Raw genomic sequence first — 19,986 nt, 5'->3', positions numbered from 1 at the left:
CTAAAAGTCTCATAAATTCGTGTATAACATATTATGAGACTTTTTTCTTTGAGCCCCTTCAATAATAGACATAAAGAGGTTAGAAAATGAATGGGAATTATTTATTGTGAGTTTTTTTGTATCTATATAAGGGATTAGGTGGGAAGGATATAATGAATATATATAAGGTACGTGTGCCAGGAAATATAGAACATGATATTATGAAGAAGCTTATACGTCTGGTCTCGAAAGAAAAGCAGATGAAAATACAGAAATATAAAAGAAAGCCCGATCAATATAGCGCCTTAATTGGAGATATTTTAATAAGATATTTAATTACTACAAATTTCTCAAAAGAAAATAAAGATATTAAATATAAATACAATGAATACGGAAAGCCTTATGTTGATGAGTTAAATAATTTTCATTTTAACATATCACATTCCGAAAGTTGGGTTGTTGGAGTTATTCATGAGGAAGAAGTAGGAATAGATGTAGAAAAAGTACGCCCCTTAGATACTACAATGATTAAAAATATATTTACTGAGGAAGAATTTAATTATTTAAATTCATTAAATGTAGAACGACAATTAGATGTGTTTTATGAATTATGGACTATAAAAGAAAGCTTTGTTAAATGGATAGGGAAAGGACTAACTATACCTTTAAACTCTTTTGTTATTAATAAAAATACAATATTTTATGGTGACATGCTATCTAATGAGGTTTACTATAAAAAGTTTACTATTGGTAAAGATTATAAGCTTTCTTGTTGTGCTTCTTTAGATAGTTTTCCAGAATCAATAATTGAAATTGATTTTGTTGATTTATGTTATTATTTTATCGAAAATAATGACTTCTACTTAGTTTAAAATGGCTCATGTTCCCATAGTTAAATGAACTTTTTAGAAAATAAAATCAGAAAATTATATAAAATGTTTGTAGGAATTTTGGGATATTATAGAAAATCGTCATTTCAATTTTAAAATGACGATTTTTATTTGTTTATGTGGATTCACGAATAATTAAGGTTGCTGGATATTCGATAATTTTAAGCTTAATAGATTCCTCTTCATTTATATATAGTAGTATCTCACTAATAGTTCGTTTACTTAGCTCAACGATTGGAATATCAATTGTACTAATTGTTGGAGTTGTAACTGTGCAAATTAATTGATTATCATAACCGCAAACGGCAAGGTCAGTAGGGATAGTATATCCTTTTAAAGAAGCACCTTTAATTACTCCAGCAGCAACTTGATCATTTCCAGTAAAGAGCGCAGTGGGTCTATTTTTTAATTTATCTAACCTCTCAAAGATTCGAATTCCATCTTTAATAGTAATTGCATCTCCAAATAACCAACTTTTTTTGTATGATAATTGTTGTTCTTTTAATGCATGCAGATATCCTTGTTTGCGTTTTAATTGTGCTTGACTATTAAGGGAATCAAAACAAAAGCCAATCTTTTTGTGTCCTTTACTTATTAAATGTTTTACAGCTTTGTATCCGGCTTCAAATTCATCATAGCAAATTATCGGAATAGGTGCATTTTCCTCATATTCATTACAAAGTAATATTGGGCCATATGCTAAATAATGCTCTATATTTTCCCAATCATTTTCTAAGGATGCGAGAATTACACCATCTACCGCTTTATTCTTTAGTAATGAAAGTAATTCAAGCTCTATTTTTTTTTCATAAAAAGTCTGATGAATCAGTAATTTGTAATTGTGTTTTAGAAGTTCTTTAGAAATTTCTCTAGCTAATTTTCCGAAAAAAGGATGATCTATATTTGGAATCGATAGAGCGATGGTTTGTGTCTTATTCACCCTAAGATTTCTAGCGATAGAACTAGGAGTATAGTTTAATTCTTTCATTATTTGTATTATTTTCTCGCGTTTTTCTGGATTTACATAAGGATGATTATTTAAAACTCTTGAAACTGTAGCATTTGAAACATTGCATAATTTAGCTATTTCATTAATTGTTACCATAAAGAATCCCTCCCAAAAAAATGTTGACATGTAATCGATAACATAAAATATAGTCTACTCATGATTTTCAAAATAATTTCTTAGAGGTGATTTAACGTGAAAACTCTTACTACAATTTCTGGCCATAGCAAAGACAATTTAGCTTTATTAAAGTGCCTGCAGGGAGAAACGAAAGAGAAAGAATTTGAAATTAGTAATGTATTACCGAATCAAAAAATGAAAGAGAAATTATTTAGAGAAAATAAATTGAAAATAGATATTGATATAGAAAAAGATATTTTCAATTATAGCAGAAAAAATATACAGAAAATAGAATTTATGCCAGTTAATCGGCTGATTTCTCAAAGTGAAATTGACGGAATAATAGGAACTTTAAAAGAGGTTTTACCGACAGGTCAATTCACAAGTGGACCATTTTCTAAAAAATTAGAAGAAGTAATTGGGGACTATTTAAACAAGAAGTTTGTAATTGCAACAAGTAGTGGAACAGACGCACTTATGGTGTCTTTGTTATCTATTGGTATTCAGCCAGGCGATGAAGTGATTATGCCAGCTAATAGTTTTGCTGCTACTGAAAATGCAGTGTTAGCAATTGGAGCAAAACCTGTATTTATAGATATTGATCACAAGAGTTATTGTATTGATCCACTTAAAATAGAAGAAGCAATAACCCAAAAAACAAAATGCATTTTATCTGTTCATTTGTATGGTAAACAATGTGATATGAAAAGAATTCGTGAAATTGCAGATGTTTATCAGTTGAGAATTATTGAAGATGCATGTCAGGCTATTGGTTCCTCAAACCTTGGAGAATATGTAGATATTATTATTCTGAGTTTTAATCCATATAAAAACTTTGGTGTATGTGGTAAGGCGGGTGCAATAGCTACTAATAATGAAAATCTTGCAATTCGTTGTAATCAATATAGTTATCATGGATTTGAAGTTGATAAAAAAATAAAAAAGTATTAGATTTTGGCTTTAATTCTAAAATTGATAACCTTCAAGCAGCTATTGATTTAGAGAGAATTAAGTTCCTATCGTATAAAAATTTAAAGAGAGTATTTTTGGCTCAACGATATATACGCAATTTAAAAGAATTAGAGGATAGAGAATTAATAAAGCTACCTAGGATGACAGAAGATAATATTTGGCATCTTTTTCCGATTAGAATTATAAATGGAAGAAGAGATGAGGTGAAAAATAAATTGTACCAGTTGTATAACATTGAAACAGATATTTATTATCCAGTATTATCTCATAAACATAATACTAAGCTGGTAAAGAAAAATTATATACAGGATACTTTATTAAACACAGAGCAAGTTCATAAGGAAATATTACATTTACCTTTACATCCAAACTTGTTGTTAGAGGAACAAAATTTTGTTTTGGAGGGATTAATTAATGTCAATAAGTAATGAAGTTTTAAAGTCTTTAGTTTTTGAAAGGTTACCACAGGTTAAAAATCCTAAATATATAGTGTTCTGTGATTTTGATGAAACTTATTATCCTCATAATATGGATAATTCTAGAAGAAGAAATTTGGAATTATTAGAAAAATACTTGTATGAACACGCAAGTAAAGGAGATTTGGTCATTGGTTGGGTAACTGGAAGTAGTTTAGAATCAATTGTTGAGAAAATGAAAAAAGGTGGTATTAAATATTTCCCTCATTTTGTGGCGAGTGGATTAGGTACGGAAATAACGTACTTTGATAGTAATGGGACTACTATGGATGATCAAGTTTGGGAAGAGAGAATAGTAGAGGGAGGTTTTGATTCTGCGAAAATTAAAAGAATTATCGAATCACTTGAAACAAAATATGAAATTTTTTTAAGACCTCAGACACAATTAGGAAGTTCTAAGTACAAATTTAATTTTTATTATGAAGAGCAAAATGAAGCTATTGATTCAAAAAAGTTAGAACAGATAGAAGAAATCGGGAAGTTATACAAAGTGGGGGTAAATATTAACAAATGTAATCCATTAGCTGGTGATCCAGAAAATTGCTATGATGTAGATTTTATTCCACTTGGAACAGGTAAAGATGAAATTGTGAAATTTATGTTAGATAAGTACAAATTAGATAAAGCAAATGCAATTGCTTTTGGAGATAGTGGAAATGATTTAAGGATGTTACAAGCTGTAAGACATGGTTACTTAGTAGAAAATGCAACGGAAGAGGCTAAACATACACACGCAATGCTAGCTCAAGGTGAATACTCAATTGGAATTTTAAATACTCTAAAGCACATTATTAATTAAAGGGATGTTCATATAATGAATATTGGAATTATAGGTGCAGATAGTATTGCAAAAGCTCATTCTAGGGCATTATCAACAATTGATAATTGTAAATTAGTTGGAGTATATGATGTTAATTACGAGAATGCTCGAGAGTTAGTAAAAGATTATGATGGGGAAGTTTTTAATAGTTATGAAGAGTTACTTGAAGTTGTTGATGGGATAATAATATCTTCCCCTAATTTTTGTCATAAGCCTCAAGCTGTTCAAGCGTTATTAAAAAACAAACATGTTTTAGTTGAAAAACCGATGGTAATTTCTTGTGAAGAAGCAAAATATATGATGAAAATAGCAAAGGATACTATTGTAGTTGCTGCAATGGGGGTTAACTATCGTTACTTGTCCTATATTAAGGCTTTGAAGAGCTTAATTCAAAATGGAGAATTAGGAGAGGCAGTAGTTATAAGGCTACATTTTAAAAAGAATAGCGCTTTTCAAAGAACTCTGTTTACTTGGCGGGATGACATTCAAAGTAATAAAACTAGTGGGGCATTGGGGGATTTAGGCATTCATTTAATAGATTTACTTTGGTTTTTATTTGAAAGTGATTTTAGAGAGGATACTGTTCGAACTGAAATTAAAACAAATGTTAAAGAAAAACAAAAAGTATTTGTAGATGATTATGCAGAGGTTTATGGTCAATTGACCAATAAAGTATTTGTTAATATTACAACGTCTAAAAGTTCATTCCCTGAAGATTGTGGCTTTAGTATTGAGGTAATAGGTACTAAGAAAGAATACAAGTATTCTTCTAGAGAACCTAATAAATATATAACTTTTGATGGGTTGGAAAAACAAGAAATCTTTTTGCCTTTACCGTTATTAGTTGATCCGGAAAACGAGATTTTTGAATGGGCGGATTCTTTTAGAAAGGAAGTTATAAGCTGGGTTAATGCAGCAGGTGGTTCTAAAAAATCACTTGCAACATTTGAAGATGGATTACGTTCACAAATTATATTAGATTTATTCTTCAATAAAAACAAACGTAACAAAAAATTATCTGTAACAACTATTTAGTTTTATTGTAAAAAAAGGGATTTATAATTTGTAACATAAATCCCTTTTTCTTTTGAATTGGAGCTGATAAAAGGTGCGGTTAATATTTTATTTTGGGTGCTTGTTCTATTTTATTGTAGGAGTAATACATGTTTGTATGGGCAGTTTAATTCCTTCGTTACTACAATATTATGAAAGAACACCTGATCAACTAGGGATATTAATTTTTTTTCAATTTACTGGATTTTTATTTGGTGTTCTTAGTTCGCCTGTTTTAGTAAAAAAGTATTATTATTTTAAAACTCTAACATTTGGGATATTAGCAATGTTAGTAGTTTTAGGAGGTTTTATATTTGTTAAAGAATGGGCATATTTAGCAGTAATTGCATTTGGATTGGGTTATGGAGCGGGTTTGTTAGAAACTACTATGGGTTCCTTTGTTATTTCAGCAGAAAAGAATAGTGCTGCTAAATTCAGCATTCTTGAAGTATGGTTTGGGATTGGAGCACTGGGGTTTCCTGTATTAGTCAATTATTTTATAAAATTTTATACATGGTATTTCATTTTATATGGAATCTTGCTATTTCTTATTTTCACACTATTAGTTTGGTACTTGTTTGGGAGTGCTAAATTTAATAATCTTTCTCCACGAAAGAATGAAAAGGAAGTATCACTATCCCCATTAACTGTTAGCTTTAAAAATGGAAAAGTAAAAATTATATTATTTATATCACTTTTTGCATTCTTATATGCAGGTATAGAAACCAATCTTGCAAATTTTTTATCTACAATTATGATTCTTACTAATAATGAATTAATTAGTTCAATAAGTATATCTTGTTTCTGGCTAGCAATAGTTATCGGAAGGATTTTTATAGGTAAGCTTGTTCATAAGTTTAATTATTGGATATATATTTCATCTAGTTGCTTCATATTAGTAATTCTCTTATTTCTATTCCCCTTTGTTCGTAGTACAGGTATGTATTTATCTGTAATCTTCATTATTGGTTTAGTCATAACTGGCATTTTTCCGATAACACTTATTTTAGCTTCCCGTATTATGGAAAATAATATTGATGAAGTGACTAGTTTATTTATTGCATCGGCAAGTTTGGGAGGAGCTCTAGTTTCCTTTCTAATTAGTTGGAGCTTATCATTAAATACTATAAATATTACCTTTGGGATATTTTCATTTTTTGCTTTTATTCTTGGTTGCATTATTTTAAAGATGAGGAAAATCTCCAATTATAGTAATAAAGATGTTAAAAAAATAGAAAGCATGAAATCTTTATAGAAAATATTTTTATGTATAGAATGTGTAAAAAAGAAAATTATAGTATAAATTGACAGAAAATTGATAAAAGAATTGAGAAAGCTGAAAATTCAGTATTTTAAGTATATTTTTAGCGTTGTAGTGTGTAATATATTCAGCAGAGCTATATCATAAAAAATAGGATTATAGACTAACAATAGAATTATGTGTAAGTATTTCTGAGTAAAAATAGTATTCGAGTTCATATAGGCTATTTATCAACTGCTATACATTAGTTTAAAAACAAATATAGAAAAGTGTGATAATGGATCCACATGAATTATATTTGCAATCTATTATTTTTACCTTAGCTGTTTAGTAGTTTGTATTTACATACATATGTAAATACATTTTTGTTACATGCAATTATTCAAAAGGGAGGTAATATAATAATGGCTATTCGAAAACATTTAATTACTCTTGAGGATCTTACTGATAGTGATATTAACCAAATTGTAACTCGTGGGGTAGAGTTTGCCACAGGTAAATCGCAACCTAATCAAATATTAGCGGGAAATATAATTGGGATTTACTTCCGTAAAACATCGACTAGAACTCGATCGGCATTTTCTGTTGCAGCATTAAAGATGGGTGCACAAATTGTAACGTATGGTCCAAATGATTTGCAAGAAAATACAGGGGAGTCTATAGAAGACACTACTCAAGTACTTTCGCGAATGCTGGATGCACTAGTAGCAAGAACTGCAGATAGTCAAAAGGAAATGGAAAAGCTGGCATCTCAAAGTCGTATGGCAGTCATTAATGCAATGAGTACGGAAGAACATCCAACACAAGCGCTAACAGACTTAACAACAATGAAACAAAAATTTGGTGAAATAGCTGGATTACGGGTTTTATATATGGGAGAAGGTAATAACAGTGCTGCAGCTCTAGCTCTTTCTTTATCTCGTTTTCCAGGTACGGAGTTATATCTTTTTACACCTGCTGGTTATGGAGTGTCTCCAAGTGTGCTTGAAAAATCAAAAGAATATGCACGATTATCTGGTGCTAAAGTTATTGAATGTCATGATATAAAAATGTTACCTAGTGAAGTGGATGTTGTATATACAACAAGGTGGCAAACAACAGGGACAAGCAAAATAGATCCTTTATGGAAAGATGCATTTAATCCATTTGCAGTGACAGAGAGAATTTTGACTTTATATCCGGAAGCTACTTTCATGCATGACCTCCCAGCACACCGGGGGGAAGAAGTAGCAGCAACAGTTATTGATGGACCGAAAAGTATTGTATTTACCCAAGCCGAAAACAAGCTAAATAGTGCTATGGCAGTACTTGAATGGTGCTTAGCTTACCGATACTAAAGAATCTAGCATTTATTGTCTTTCAGCTATAAGTTCTATTTGAGCTACATTCGAAAGGACATTTAAAGTAAACCTGAATATAAGTTATTTAAAAGTGATTTATATTTGGATTTGCAAATGTTTAATTAATTTTTTAGATTTTAATCAAGAAAGGAAGCAAATTATGCTCAAGAAATTAGAGAGTTTAGAAAGGGTAATCGGCAACACACCTATGATTAAATTAGAGCATGAAAAGATTAATCTGTATGCAAAACTAGAATATTACAATTTAATGAATAGTGTTAAAGTACGTGCTGCTTACCATATTTTAAAATCAGCAATAAGTCGCGGTGAAGTGACTGAAAATTCTACGATTATCGAATCTTCATCTGGTAACTTTGCGGTTGCTCTTGCTACTCTTTGTAGGTATATTGGTCTAAAATTCATACCAGTTATTGATCCAAATATTAATGATAGTTATGAGAATTTTTTGAGAGCAACTTCCTATCAAGTAGCTAAAGTGGATGAACGAGATGAAACAGGTGGCTATTTATTAACGCGTTTAAATAAGGTGAAAGAACTTTTAAATACAATTCCTAATGCATACTGGACAAATCAATATAATAATGCCGATAACTTTGAAGCTCATTATCAAGGAATTGGTGGAGAAATATCTAATGATTTTAAACAGTTAGATTATGCCTTCATTGGAGTGAGTACTGGAGGGACGATCGCTGGGGTATCTACACGATTAAAAGAAAAATTCCCTAATATTAAAATTATTGCGGTAGATAGTCAAGGATCCATTATCTTTGGTGATAAGCCTCGTAAACGATATATACCAGGAATTGGTGCCAGTATGATACCTGGTATGGTTAAAAAAGCTTTGATTGATGATGTAATTATTGTACCGGAAGTTCATACTGTTGCAGGTTGTTATGAGCTATTTAATAAACATGCAATATTTGCTGGTGGATCATCAGGGACTTCATATTATGCAATCCAAAAGTATTTTGAAAATAAGGATGTTCAAAATACACCTAATGTTGTTTTCTTGTGTCCTGATAATGGACAAGCTTACACATCAACTATTTACAACGTAGAATGGGTAGAATGGCTTAATACACAAAAATCAGTAGAAGACCAATTAGTTTCTTTATAAAAATGATATAGAAATGAGGAAGCAATTATGATGTATTTAAATACTAAACATATCAATGAAATGGGTGTTAATTGGGAAGAAACAATAAATGTCATTTCAAAGGCAGTAAAAAGTCTTGATTCAGAAGATTTTTCTCAGCCAATTAAGCCATACTTACGTTTCGATGATCCGGCTAATAGAATTATTGCTATGCCAGCTTATATTGGAGGAGAATTTAAGGTTTCAGGAATCAAATGGATAGCTAGTTTTCCGAAGAATATTGAGAAAGGTATTCAACGTGCTCATTCAGTTACTATATTAAATGATGCTATGACTGGAAAACCATTTGCGACGCTTAATACAGCAATGGTCAGTGTTATACGAACAGCTTCTGTTACAGGGTTAATGATTCGAGAGTTTGCCAAGTTAAGAGATTTAAATAATGTTAAAGTTGGAATTATTGGATTTGGACCTATTGGTCAGATGCATTTAAAGATGGTAACTGCCCTATTAGGCGATAAAATCGAAAGTGTTTACCTATATGATATCAATGGAATTAAAGACGAATTAATTCCTGAGGAAATTTATTCTAAAACTCAAAAGGTTAATGCTTATGAAGAAGCCTATAATGATGCTGATATTTTTATTACTTGTACTGTTTCTGCAGAAGGTTATATTGATAAGAAACCTAAAGATGGAGCGCTACTACTCAATGTTTCTCTTCGTGATTTTAAGCCTGATATCTTAGAATATACAAAATCCCTAGTTGTTGATAATTGGGAAGAAGTCTGTCGTGAAAAAACTGATGTTGAAAGGATGCACCTTGAAAGAGGTTTACAAAAAGAAGATACAGTATCAATTGCTGACGTTGTAATTCGAGGAGCACTGCAAAACTTCCCTTATGACAAAGCAATATTATTTAATCCAATGGGGATGGCCATTTTTGATGTAGCCATTGCTGCTTATTACTATCAAAGGGCTAGGGAAAAGGAAATTGGTGTTTTATTAGAAGACTAGTAAAATTATTAAAGCGCAGTTTGAAATAATTGTCTAATAGCTGCTAAATATCAGTAAACACAACTAATCATTATAGAAAATTAGTTATTTGATAAGCTTAGAATTTATGTAATTATTTGAGGAGCTGTTTTTATGAGTGAAATTATTTCGGCCTTAGATCTCTTACATCCCAAGCAAATTCGCTTTCATGAATCATATGAACACAAACGATTGGAACAAATTTGTCGTGTAATGGAAAGTGAAGGTGTTTTACGGAATCCTCCCTTAGTCTCTGAGCTTAGTGATGGTAATTATCTGTTACTTGATGGTGCCCATCGTATGAAGGCTATGATGGCATTAGGTTGTAAACGCGTTGCTGTACAGGTAGTACCTGATGAAAAAATAAAAATTCGTGCTTGGAATCATTTATTACCAATGGGGGAATGGGTAAATAATTTAAAGAAAGAACCTACAATAATTTGGTCAGGTAAGATTATTGCTAATAAACGTTTGCTTGCAAAAATTACAGAAGCAAATAAACAAGTACATTTTTTATATGCAAGGGATTTAAATAGCGATTTATTTAATCATTTAGAGATATGGCATCGTATTGTCAGCTTATATCAACATGAGTATACGGTACGCCGTCATTCAAATGATACTGAGGTCTGGCCTCATTCAAATGAAATATTGATGAGTTATCCAGAATACTCGTTGATGGAACTGAAAAAGGTAATTGAAGCAAAGTTTTTAATGCCAGCGGGAGTTACTCGTACGACGCTTAGTGGTCGGTTATTGAATTTACGTATACCACTTCATATATTGCGTACGGAAGTATATCCTGCTGGTGAATGGGAAACGTTATGTGGAAATTGGTCAAAATGTTTACGCCTTTATGACGAGCCAATATATGTTTATGATGCTTAATATATTGTTTAATGATTATGATGTATATTTTTTATTTATTTGTAAAAATTTCATTATATGATTTATATTAATTCCAAAATATTTTTATTATGTTATAAAAACTTTTTGAATTAGTATTTAAGACTAATCTAAGAGAGGTTTGTTATCGGATGGGGTAAATATTACCAAAAAAGATAAAGTGGAGATCTCTAAAAAATTAAAAACTTTCTTGGGTGATCAATATTCACTTGAATTAGGAGATTACATAAGCTTTGAGATACTTGAATTTATAATAAAAGAATTAAATCCACATTTTAATCTAGCTACAAAAAATAGGTTGGAAATTCTCTTGAAAAATATAGAGAAAGAGATATATAGTGAATTAGTTTCACATGAAAATAACAAAGTATAGGCAATATTACATGTATTTAAATGTAGAATAGTATAAACCTATATCTACATAATGTGTTGCTATTAATTTGGTAGAATAGCGAGGAACAAGAGAATTGATGATATACAATTTTTAAAAGAGATGGAATTGAGAAGTGAACATACTTACAATTTCATCTTTTTATTTTTGACACGATTTTTGCAATTCAAGCTTGATATTAGATTCTGACAAAGCCTTTTAGGCAGGGTGGATTTTGTAAGAGAAATTAAATATATTAAAGTTATTTCATAATTGAAATTTATTGGCGAGTTCATATACAATTAAAGAAAAAGAGTTGATTATCTCATTTTATGGTAAAATATTCTTGATAGTTATCTTCTATAAATCTAATTTTTTTCATAAGTGTAATTACAATTCTTAATCGTTATTTAGGTATTAGAAGAATTATTTAAATTAATAATCAGCATCGATTATAACAAATTTATAAAATAAAAAAATATCAGTTAAGAAAATAGTGTTTAAATTTTAACGCTATAATAAGCACGTTTATTTTTATTATATCAATATAGTTAAATATCCTATTATTTTATTTTTTGTAAATATATCTTTTTTTAATTAACATTTAATGGTATATTATTTTCAGACAATGTTGTGGTAGATTATTGAATTTATAACAACATTTTCAAAAAATAAGAAGGTAGGTATTGGAATGGAGAATGAAAAATATTTACAAGTTGTAGAAGATGAAGAGCTTGAACAATTAGTTGGTGGTATAGGACCTGGTTATATTGAAACTTTAACTAAAGATTGTCCAAGAGTGACACCTCAAATATGCGTACCAATTAATGGAATCTGGACTTGTAAAAGATGCTACTAATAGTTAAAGAGAGTAAGGCAAAAGGCCTTACTCTCTTTAATGATAATGAATTTCTAACTATTTCTCCTACCTATAAAAAGAAGAGGTTATTATGAAAAATAATTCACGTGGAATTTTAAATACAATAGATAATGTGTCCTCTTTAGTAACAAAAGACGACCTAGAAAAAAATTTTATTATCTTTTTAGAGGATTTTTCATGTAACGATGTTATTAAGAATGATGAAAACTATAACTTTCAAAAAATAATACAAACATATGTAGCATTCTTTAAAAATATGATAATAAATAAAATTGATTTTTTTGGTAATGTTGAGAGGATTTCTGAATCGATAATGTTGGATTTAGAAAAAAGATTATATCAAGTATTAAGACCATCCTTAATTGTATACATAAATAAACTTAGAGTAGAAAAAGCTTTAATAGGAATGGATATCAATGAAGAATATAAGTATTTTACGAGGAATTTCTTTCATTTTAAAAAATTTCATGTGAATTTCTTTAAAATGTTACCTTTACTAAATGAAAAAATTTTTACAATAATTGAAAATGAAATAAATTATTTGATGTGGTTACAAGGAGCTCTTAAAAAAGATCAAAAAGAAATTCATAAAATGTCGGGTTTTAATATTATGCATCTGGAAAAAGTTACTAACCTAGGTGACTATCATAATAATGGAAAGCGAACAATCCTTTTAGAAGATAAATTTAATCATAAGATAATTTTAAAACCAGTTGATTTGAAAAATTCTATTTTATATCACAGTTTAATTAATCAACTGAATAAAGATTTAAATACAGATATCTTTATTCCACAAGTAGTTAATAAAAAAAATTATGGATATATGGAATTTATTAATCATGAATCATGTGAATCTAATGAGCAAATTAAAGATTATTATTATAATTTAGGCGTCGTGCTTTCTGTAATATATCTGATTAATGGAAGTGACATACATAATGAAAATATTATAGCTCAAGGATCCTCACCAGTCATAATTGATTTTGAGACATTAGGAAGTACATTAAATCCAAGTATCGCTGAAGAAAACAGTAGTTTTATATTATCTAATTCAGTATTAAATTCTAGAATGCTACCTATAAGGTTTAGTGGAGGTAGAGAGGTAATAAGGGATTACAGTGCAATTGGGAGAGTAATGAAGACTTTGGTAAAAACAATTAAAATAAAAAATGAATTTACATCCAATCCAATTGAAATAAGAGAAGAGACAATAATAGAAGATACAGTTCAGAATTTACCTTTTTTTAACAATGATATATACGAGTATGATAATTATATAAATGATATTATTAAAGGTTTCGAAGATGCATATAATTCAGTTTTAAAAAATAAAGAGGAATATATGTATATTTTAAAAAACAGTATTTCTAAATGGAATTATCGAAAAGTATATCGAAATACAAAAGTCTATACTCTTTTATTAGATAGACTAAATGTTCCGGATTTATTAGAGAATAAATTAAAGACTATAAAATATTTACGAAATATTCTCGAAAAAAACACATACTTGGCTACGAGGAAAGATATTATTCAAAAAGAGATAGAGGCACTATTATCCTATGATGTTCCATATTTCTTTAATAAGTATGAATGGGGGGCTTGCGAGAGTTTATCAAGTAATGAAATAGATTTAGAAATGAAATTCCAAAAAATTTCATATGCTGACTTTTTATTACAAAGAAAAATTATAGAAATATCCCTTTCCAATCAAAATGATAATCTATATAAGCTGAATTCAGTAAAGGAAACAATTAATTTTCAGACTAAATTATCTACAAATAAAATAAAGGAAGCAATTACAGGGAAAATTCTGGATGGTAGTTATATATCAAAAGGCGGTGATGTAGATTTTATTGGACTAAAAACAAATTGGCAAGGGGAGCTCGAGATAAACCATTTGAATAATGGAATATATGATGGATTATTGGGAATAAGTTCATTATTGAGAAATAATGCTGATCCTAATTACATTGAATTTATAAATAAACTCGAACAAAAAGCCTTGTTAGAAATTCTAACCAAAAATAAAAATAATTATGGTTTTGTAAATGGTGTTAATGCTATTGTTTCTTACTATTTAACAAATTTACCGCATATAACCTCTCTCAATGAAAAGGTGATATTGCAAATATTTATGAGTATCAACTCCGATATCGAAAAAGGTGGATATAACGATAAATATTTTGATATATTAGGTGGTTCAGCCGGTCTAGTTTTAACTGCAGTTAAGTTTTATCAAGTTAATCCTAAGTATAAAATAATGCTTGAAGTGGCTGAAAATCTCGGTGACTACATTGTCAATAATATGCAAACAGATAATGAATTTGTATATTGGAAAGCTCACGATACTCTAAATTTAGAAGATTCATTAAAGGGATTTGTTCATGGATTATCAGGTCAACTTCTCGCATTTTATAAGTTAAAAGACATATTAAAAACCAATAAGTACGATAGAGTAATACATGGTATACATAAAAGTGAGAAAATGAGTACGAGTAAATATGAGTATACTGATAGCTGGTGTAAAGGGTTTAGTGGAATGGGAATATCAAGAATTAAAATTTTAGAATCATATCAAAATGAAGATATACAATCGGATTTAATCTTTTTTAAAAATCAAATCTTAAGTATATTACATGAAAACAGTGATTATTGTTTATGTCATGGTTTAATGGGGAAATTAGACTTTTTATTGGAGTTAGAAAATAGAGGTATGCTAGAGCGAAATGAAAAACAAATTGTTATGAAAGTAACAAATAACTTTTTGAATAATTTTGATATAGAAGATTTTAATCCTCATAAAATTTCATTATTTACAGGTTTAGGAAGTATTTTGTATTTTTTACAAAGGTTAGAGAATAATAAACTAAATAGCATTTTATACTTTAATGCCTAGAATAGGTGATAAATATGTTAAGAAAGAAAATTAAGTTTATACCGCAAATGACATCTTTTGATTGTGGACCTAGTTGTCTAGCAATGATTATGCATTATTACGGTTTAGCAGTACAAGCTTCGGAAATTAGAAACAGTAAAATTATTAATAAAAAATCGTCATGGAGTTTGTTGGACATAAAAAAAGTTAGTGAATCGTATGGACTCTCTGCAACTGCATATAGGATAGAAAATATAACTGATTTACAAAGGATACAAAAGCCGATGATAGCATTTTGGGGCTTTAATCATTTTGTAATTATTGAAAGGGTTAAAGAAAATAAATTTTATATTGTAGATCCTAAGGCAGGGCCAATGGTAATCGATATAAGAAGTTTTGAAGAGATGTTTTGTAACTATATTTTAGTAATAGAAAACAAAGAAGATATACAGCCAAATATTAAAAAGCGTGAAAAACATATACTACTTAGATATATTGATCATTTTGTATCCCCAAGTCAGATTCTTTTACTAGCACTATTAGTATTATTAGCACAAATCTCAATTTTTGCTTTCCCTTTTATTTTGAAAAAGTTTATGGATATTTTGAATGCTTCAAAGGAAGTTGATGTAAAATACCTTTTAATTATTTTGGGGAGTTTAATAGTCGTTATAGGGATAAAATCTATAACTTCAATTATAAAAGTAAAATTTCAAAAAGAAATTGATAGAAAAAGTACAACAAAAGTTTTTGAGCATATGTTTAATATCCCCATAGAAAAGATTACTACACGTCACGCAGGGGATTTAAATGTAAGAATCATGAGTCTAGAGTCAATACGAGGATATATTTTAGAAGATCTAATTGAAATGATTATATCAATAGTAGTTATCATTCCATTATTGATGTATCTATTATATACTGAGACTTTTTATACTTTAATATTGATGTTTTTTATTGCTAGTTCCCTATTCATCAATATTTCCTTAGGGAAATTTATATATAATGCTAATTTAGTCGAAACGTATTACCTAGGAGAACATAGAGGGAAAATTAATGAATCATTAAAAGCGATGTATTATGTAAAGGCCACGGGGATTTTTTCTAGAATTAAATCTGTATGGAAAAAAGATTATAATAAATATCTAGATACGGTACATAAAAGAGTGCTAAAACAAAATGCTTTAGAATCATTTAATAGCTCCCTATCAACAATATTTATTATCATAATGCTTGCTGTAGGATTTTATAATTTTAGTAAGGGAGAAGGGGATTTAAGTAATATTTTCTTCTTTATTGCCATATCTAGTATTATATTTTCTCCGGTTTCAACGATTATAGGATCAATTTTAAATTGGAATTCAGTTAAACCTCTTTTATTAAGAACTTTAGATATCTTGGAAGAGGTGTTAGAAAAAAATGGATCGGATACCGAAGTAGACATTCTTAGAGGCTCAATTCAATTCAATAATATTTCGTTTAGTTTTGATGATAAAAAAATAATAGAAAACTTAAGTTTAAACATTAAAAATAACGAAAGTATTGCTATTGTTGGAGAAAGTGGCAGCGGTAAATCCACTTTGGCTAACTTATTATTAAAATTACATACTCCCGATAAGGGTAATATATTAATAGACGATAGAGATATTAAAGATTGGAACAGTGAGGAACTAAGAAAAAAGGTAGGACTAATGACCCAGGATGGAGTTCTTTTTAGAGGAAGTCTATTTGAAAATTTATCTTACTTTGATATAAATTATGACCCTTTAAAAACCCAGAATGCTATAGATAAATTGAATTTAAGTAATTATATTCAATTTCAAAGTGTAACTGATATTTTTATATCTGAGGGAGGAACAAATTTCTCCGGTGGCCAAAGACAAAGGTTAGCAATGTTACGCCTGTTCATGAAAGAATATCCGATTCTTATTTTAGATGAACCAACTAACCATTTAGATAGAGAAACAGCAAATACTGTTATTGAAAATATATTTGCCTTATCGTCCACTAAGATTATTATCACTCATGACGAAAGTATTTTAGAACGTGTAGATAGAGTTTATGAGCTTACTGATAAAAAATTAAAACAACGAGAAATATTTTCGAAATCCAAGTTGCAAACATTAGGTAAAGGATAAATAGAGTATCTAATAAGTCGAGGACTTATTAGATACTTACTTTTATTTTGGAATGAGGAAGTGAGGAAGTGAGGAACAAAATGAAATTAGCAATTCAAACTAAAGATTTAACAAAATCTTTTGACAATCAATCCATTGTCAGAGATTTAAGCTTATCTGTTCCTGAAGGAAGTTTATATGCTTTTATTGGACCAAATGGTGCAGGGAAAACAACAACAATGCGAATGTTATTAGGATTAATTCCATTAGATAAAGGAACGATATTATTTAATAACAAAGATATCAAAGAATGGAAAGAAAAATTATTTGAAAATGTGGGTTGTTTTATTGACTCACCTACCTATTATCCTAATTTAACAGCTTATGAAAATTTAGCCTATGTACAAAATATGATTAATAAACCTTTAGAAGAAATAGATAGAGTATTAAAAACTACAGGAATATATAAAGCAAAGGATAAAAAAGTGAAAGATTTTTCTTTAGGAATGAAACAAAGGCTAGGTATTTCCTTTGCTATTCTTAATAATCCTAAAATACTAATTTTGGACGAGCCGACAAATGGATTAGACCCAGAGGGAGTACATGAGATTAGACGCTTGTTACTTCATTTAGTAAAAAATGAGGGGAAGACTATATTTATCTCTAGTCATAATTTAGCTGAAATTGAAATGATAGCAGATCACATAGCGTTACTACATAAGGGCAGCTTACTCTATGAAGGGAATTTAAACAGTATTATTACCTCTGGAGAATATATTATTCATGTTAATGATACAACTGTCACAGAAAGAATTTTGAATGCAGAGGGTATATCTTATAGCATAGAAAAAGAAGGGGTATTCAAGCTAATAATAGATCAAAGCAGTGTTCCTAGTTTAACTAGAATATTAATTAGGAATGATATAGATATTTTTGAAGTTAGCCCTAAAAAGCCAACGTTAGAGGAAGTATTTTTATCTTTAACTAAACAAAAGGAGCTACTATAATAATGCAATTTATCTTTAAAAGTGTGAATAGTGAGATGAGGAAAATTGGTGGGAGAAAATTATTATTATTTTCTTTGTTTTTTTCATTATTATCAAGCTTTTTGTGTATAAGTTATTTTATTTTTAACAAGAATAACCCTGACATGTTTCAATCTACAAATCTTATAGCAATTACAGTTAACTTTAATACACTAACGTTAAGCATTTTTTCTGCTTGTATGTGGTATTTTATTATTTCTTCTGAAAATAAATATGGTACTTGGGCTATTATTTATACAAAGCCAATTTCAAAATTCAAGTTATTGGTAGCTAAAAATCTATTGTTTATACTGCTCTATTTGATCTTTAATATTTTAAATTTTACAGTTGTAGGTATCTATATTTTTATAAATGGATATGAAATACCCATATTGTATTTTTTAAAAATGTTGTTACTTTGTACCATTTTATCTTTAGCAATACCATATTCTCAATTGCTTTTTCATTTAATTATAAAAAAGGGAATTCTAGCAGCATCCTTGTCAGTTATTTGGATTTTCTTTAGCGTAACATATGGATTATTCCCTACAATATTCACAAAGACATTTCCAATATTTTATGCATTGAATATAGTAAGTGACGTAATGATTAAAAAACCAACTATTTTAATATATCTTGCAAGTTCTTCAATATATATTTTAGGAATTATGTTATTAAGTGTGAGTTTTAAATATTATACATATGAATAATAAAGGGTGAAATAAGTGGGTATTTTAGGTGAATATAAAAAAAGTCTTCATAATGGGTTGTATATCCTGTTACTAGTATTTTTGTTGATACCAATAAGTTTTCAAGTTTTTTTAACTGTATTGTCTCAAGTAAAAGATGGCGTTGACATGCATATAGCGATTCTAAGTCTTTTTTGTAGATTATTTTTACCAATTGCAATAGGTCTATTAGTGTCATTTTCTTTTGTAAACGAATTCAGAAGAAAAGGATATATGTCTGCTAGTTATCATGGAGTTACTTTAAAAACTATATTAAGTAATAAGTTTTTGTTTTGTTTAATAATTACTTTTTGTTATTTAATATGTGCTTTAGTCATAACTAGTATACCTATAGTATTAACGGTTGATAGTCTCGGGACTGTTTATCAAAGTTTAAGTTTTTCTATACTTTTTATGGTAATTAGCTCTCTAATTATAGTGAATTTACATTTTTTAATAAATATAATATTCTATAAAATCCCTCTACTTTCATTATTAGTAGGAGTTATAGGTGGACTGGGTAGTTTTTTTATCTCTCATACAAACTATTGGATACTATTTCCTTGGTCATATCCAATTATGAGTCTTTATATGGAGAGCATTGAACCAAAACAGTTGTATATTATTCTTATTGTATATCTATTAACATTACTAAGTTGTATATTTATTATTAAAAAATCAATGCAATGGAATTAAAGTTAAAATAAGAAGAGTAGTATTATTAATAATAAAGCGTGTTGTAGTTGCTATAAGCTGAATCTCGTTACGTTAAGTGAAGTAATAAGACAAGCTGATTAAGTACTATTTAATTCAAAGAAGCTAAAATATGAAGAATGTAACTTATGTCTGATAGAATATCTATTAAAAATTCACCATATGAAAAAGGTAGCTGTACAAAATAAAATGTACCCTATAGAATAGACACTTGAAAAAAGTCTATTCTATAGGGTATTTCTTGTATAATAAAAGGAAAATTGGGATCGGAGAATGTTGAAAATGACAAAAAAACTATTTAC

The 19,986-nt window shown here is 28.9% G+C and carries 16 protein-coding genes and 1 pseudogene; 16 read left to right on the top strand and 1 reads right to left on the bottom strand.

Going from position 1 to position 19,986, the window contains the following annotated elements; all coding sequences use genetic code 11:
* Positions 1-152: 152 nt before the first annotated feature.
* The gene (locus CGQ22_RS21615) at positions 153-851 is read left to right on the top strand and encodes a 4'-phosphopantetheinyl transferase family protein (protein WP_089149297.1); all 699 of its coding nucleotides are present in this window, start codon (positions 153-155) and stop codon (positions 849-851) included.
* A 133-nt stretch (positions 852-984) separates the two neighbouring features.
* Here CGQ22_RS21615 and CGQ22_RS21610 read toward each other — a convergent pair whose 3' ends face one another.
* Positions 985-1,974, bottom strand: a complete 990-nt coding sequence (locus CGQ22_RS21610) for a LacI family DNA-binding transcriptional regulator (RefSeq protein WP_089149296.1) — start codon at positions 1,972-1,974, stop codon at positions 985-987.
* A 96-nt stretch (positions 1,975-2,070) separates the two neighbouring features.
* Here CGQ22_RS21610 and CGQ22_RS31575 point away from each other — a divergent pair.
* The 15 genes and pseudogenes from CGQ22_RS31575 to CGQ22_RS21530 all read left to right on the top strand — a co-directional run bounded on the left by CGQ22_RS31575 (position 2,071) and on the right by CGQ22_RS21530 (position 19,666).
* Positions 2,071-3,395, top strand: a pseudogene (locus CGQ22_RS31575) (DegT/DnrJ/EryC1/StrS aminotransferase family protein).
* Positions 3,382-4,242 (top strand): HAD-IIB family hydrolase, encoded by an 861-nt coding sequence (locus tag CGQ22_RS21595; RefSeq protein ID WP_089149294.1) that lies wholly within the window; start codon positions 3,382-3,384, stop codon positions 4,240-4,242. Before CGQ22_RS31575 ends, CGQ22_RS21595 begins: the two are co-directional and overlap by 14 nt.
* A gap of 15 nt (positions 4,243-4,257) precedes the next feature.
* Positions 4,258-5,298, top strand: a complete 1,041-nt coding sequence (locus CGQ22_RS21590) for a Gfo/Idh/MocA family protein (RefSeq protein WP_089149293.1) — start codon at positions 4,258-4,260, stop codon at positions 5,296-5,298.
* Positions 5,299-5,371: 73 nt separating this feature from the next.
* Positions 5,372-6,571 carry an MFS transporter gene (locus tag CGQ22_RS21585; RefSeq protein WP_089149292.1) on the top strand — a complete coding sequence of 400 codons (1,200 nt, stop codon included), beginning with the start codon at positions 5,372-5,374 and terminating at the stop codon, positions 6,569-6,571.
* A 410-nt stretch (positions 6,572-6,981) separates the two neighbouring features.
* Complete coding sequence (locus CGQ22_RS21580; protein ID WP_001007708.1) at positions 6,982-7,914, top strand: ornithine carbamoyltransferase; 933 nt, start codon at positions 6,982-6,984, stop codon at positions 7,912-7,914.
* 163 nt (positions 7,915-8,077) lie between these two features.
* Complete coding sequence (gene sbnA, locus CGQ22_RS21575; RefSeq protein WP_089149291.1) at positions 8,078-9,055, top strand: 2,3-diaminopropionate biosynthesis protein SbnA; 978 nt, start codon at positions 8,078-8,080, stop codon at positions 9,053-9,055.
* Between the two features lie 27 nt (positions 9,056-9,082).
* Positions 9,083-10,051 (top strand): 2,3-diaminopropionate biosynthesis protein SbnB, encoded by a 969-nt coding sequence (sbnB, locus tag CGQ22_RS21570; RefSeq protein ID WP_016078386.1) that lies wholly within the window; start codon positions 9,083-9,085, stop codon positions 10,049-10,051.
* Positions 10,052-10,183: 132 nt separating this feature from the next.
* Positions 10,184-10,957 (top strand): ParB N-terminal domain-containing protein, encoded by a 774-nt coding sequence (locus tag CGQ22_RS21565; protein ID WP_001289608.1) that lies wholly within the window; start codon positions 10,184-10,186, stop codon positions 10,955-10,957.
* Positions 10,958-11,096: 139 nt separating this feature from the next.
* Positions 11,097-11,348, top strand: a complete 252-nt coding sequence (locus CGQ22_RS21560) for a DUF2164 family protein (RefSeq protein ID WP_000947505.1) — start codon at positions 11,097-11,099, stop codon at positions 11,346-11,348.
* 688 nt (positions 11,349-12,036) lie between these two features.
* Positions 12,037-12,204 (top strand): type A2 lanthipeptide, encoded by a 168-nt coding sequence (locus CGQ22_RS21555; protein ID WP_000426726.1) that lies wholly within the window; start codon positions 12,037-12,039, stop codon positions 12,202-12,204.
* A 91-nt stretch (positions 12,205-12,295) separates the two neighbouring features.
* A complete protein-coding gene (lanM, locus tag CGQ22_RS21550) occupies positions 12,296-15,121 on the top strand; it encodes a type 2 lanthipeptide synthetase LanM (protein ID WP_089149290.1) in 2,826 nt (941 codons plus the stop codon).
* 14 nt (positions 15,122-15,135) lie between these two features.
* On the top strand, positions 15,136-17,238 hold the full coding sequence (locus CGQ22_RS21545; RefSeq protein ID WP_000944708.1) for a peptidase domain-containing ABC transporter: 2,103 nt from the start codon (positions 15,136-15,138) through the stop codon (positions 17,236-17,238).
* Positions 17,239-17,318: 80 nt separating this feature from the next.
* Positions 17,319-18,224: an ABC transporter ATP-binding protein gene (locus tag CGQ22_RS21540; protein ID WP_089149289.1), complete on the top strand. Its 906-nt coding sequence runs from the start codon at positions 17,319-17,321 to the stop codon at positions 18,222-18,224.
* Positions 18,225-18,226: 2 nt separating this feature from the next.
* A complete protein-coding gene (locus CGQ22_RS21535; RefSeq protein ID WP_001159644.1) occupies positions 18,227-18,952 on the top strand; it encodes an ABC transporter permease in 726 nt (241 codons plus the stop codon).
* A gap of 15 nt (positions 18,953-18,967) precedes the next feature.
* The gene (locus CGQ22_RS21530; RefSeq protein WP_089149288.1) at positions 18,968-19,666 is read left to right on the top strand and encodes an ABC-2 family transporter permease; all 699 of its coding nucleotides are present in this window, start codon (positions 18,968-18,970) and stop codon (positions 19,664-19,666) included.
* Positions 19,667-19,986: the final 320 nt, after the last annotated feature.

The sequence above is a fragment of the Bacillus sp. M13(2017) genome, assembly GCF_002218325.1.
Taxonomy (GTDB): domain Bacteria; phylum Bacillota; class Bacilli; order Bacillales; family Bacillaceae_G; genus Bacillus_A; species Bacillus_A thuringiensis_K.
This window is presented reverse-complemented; position numbering and strand designations above follow the sequence as displayed.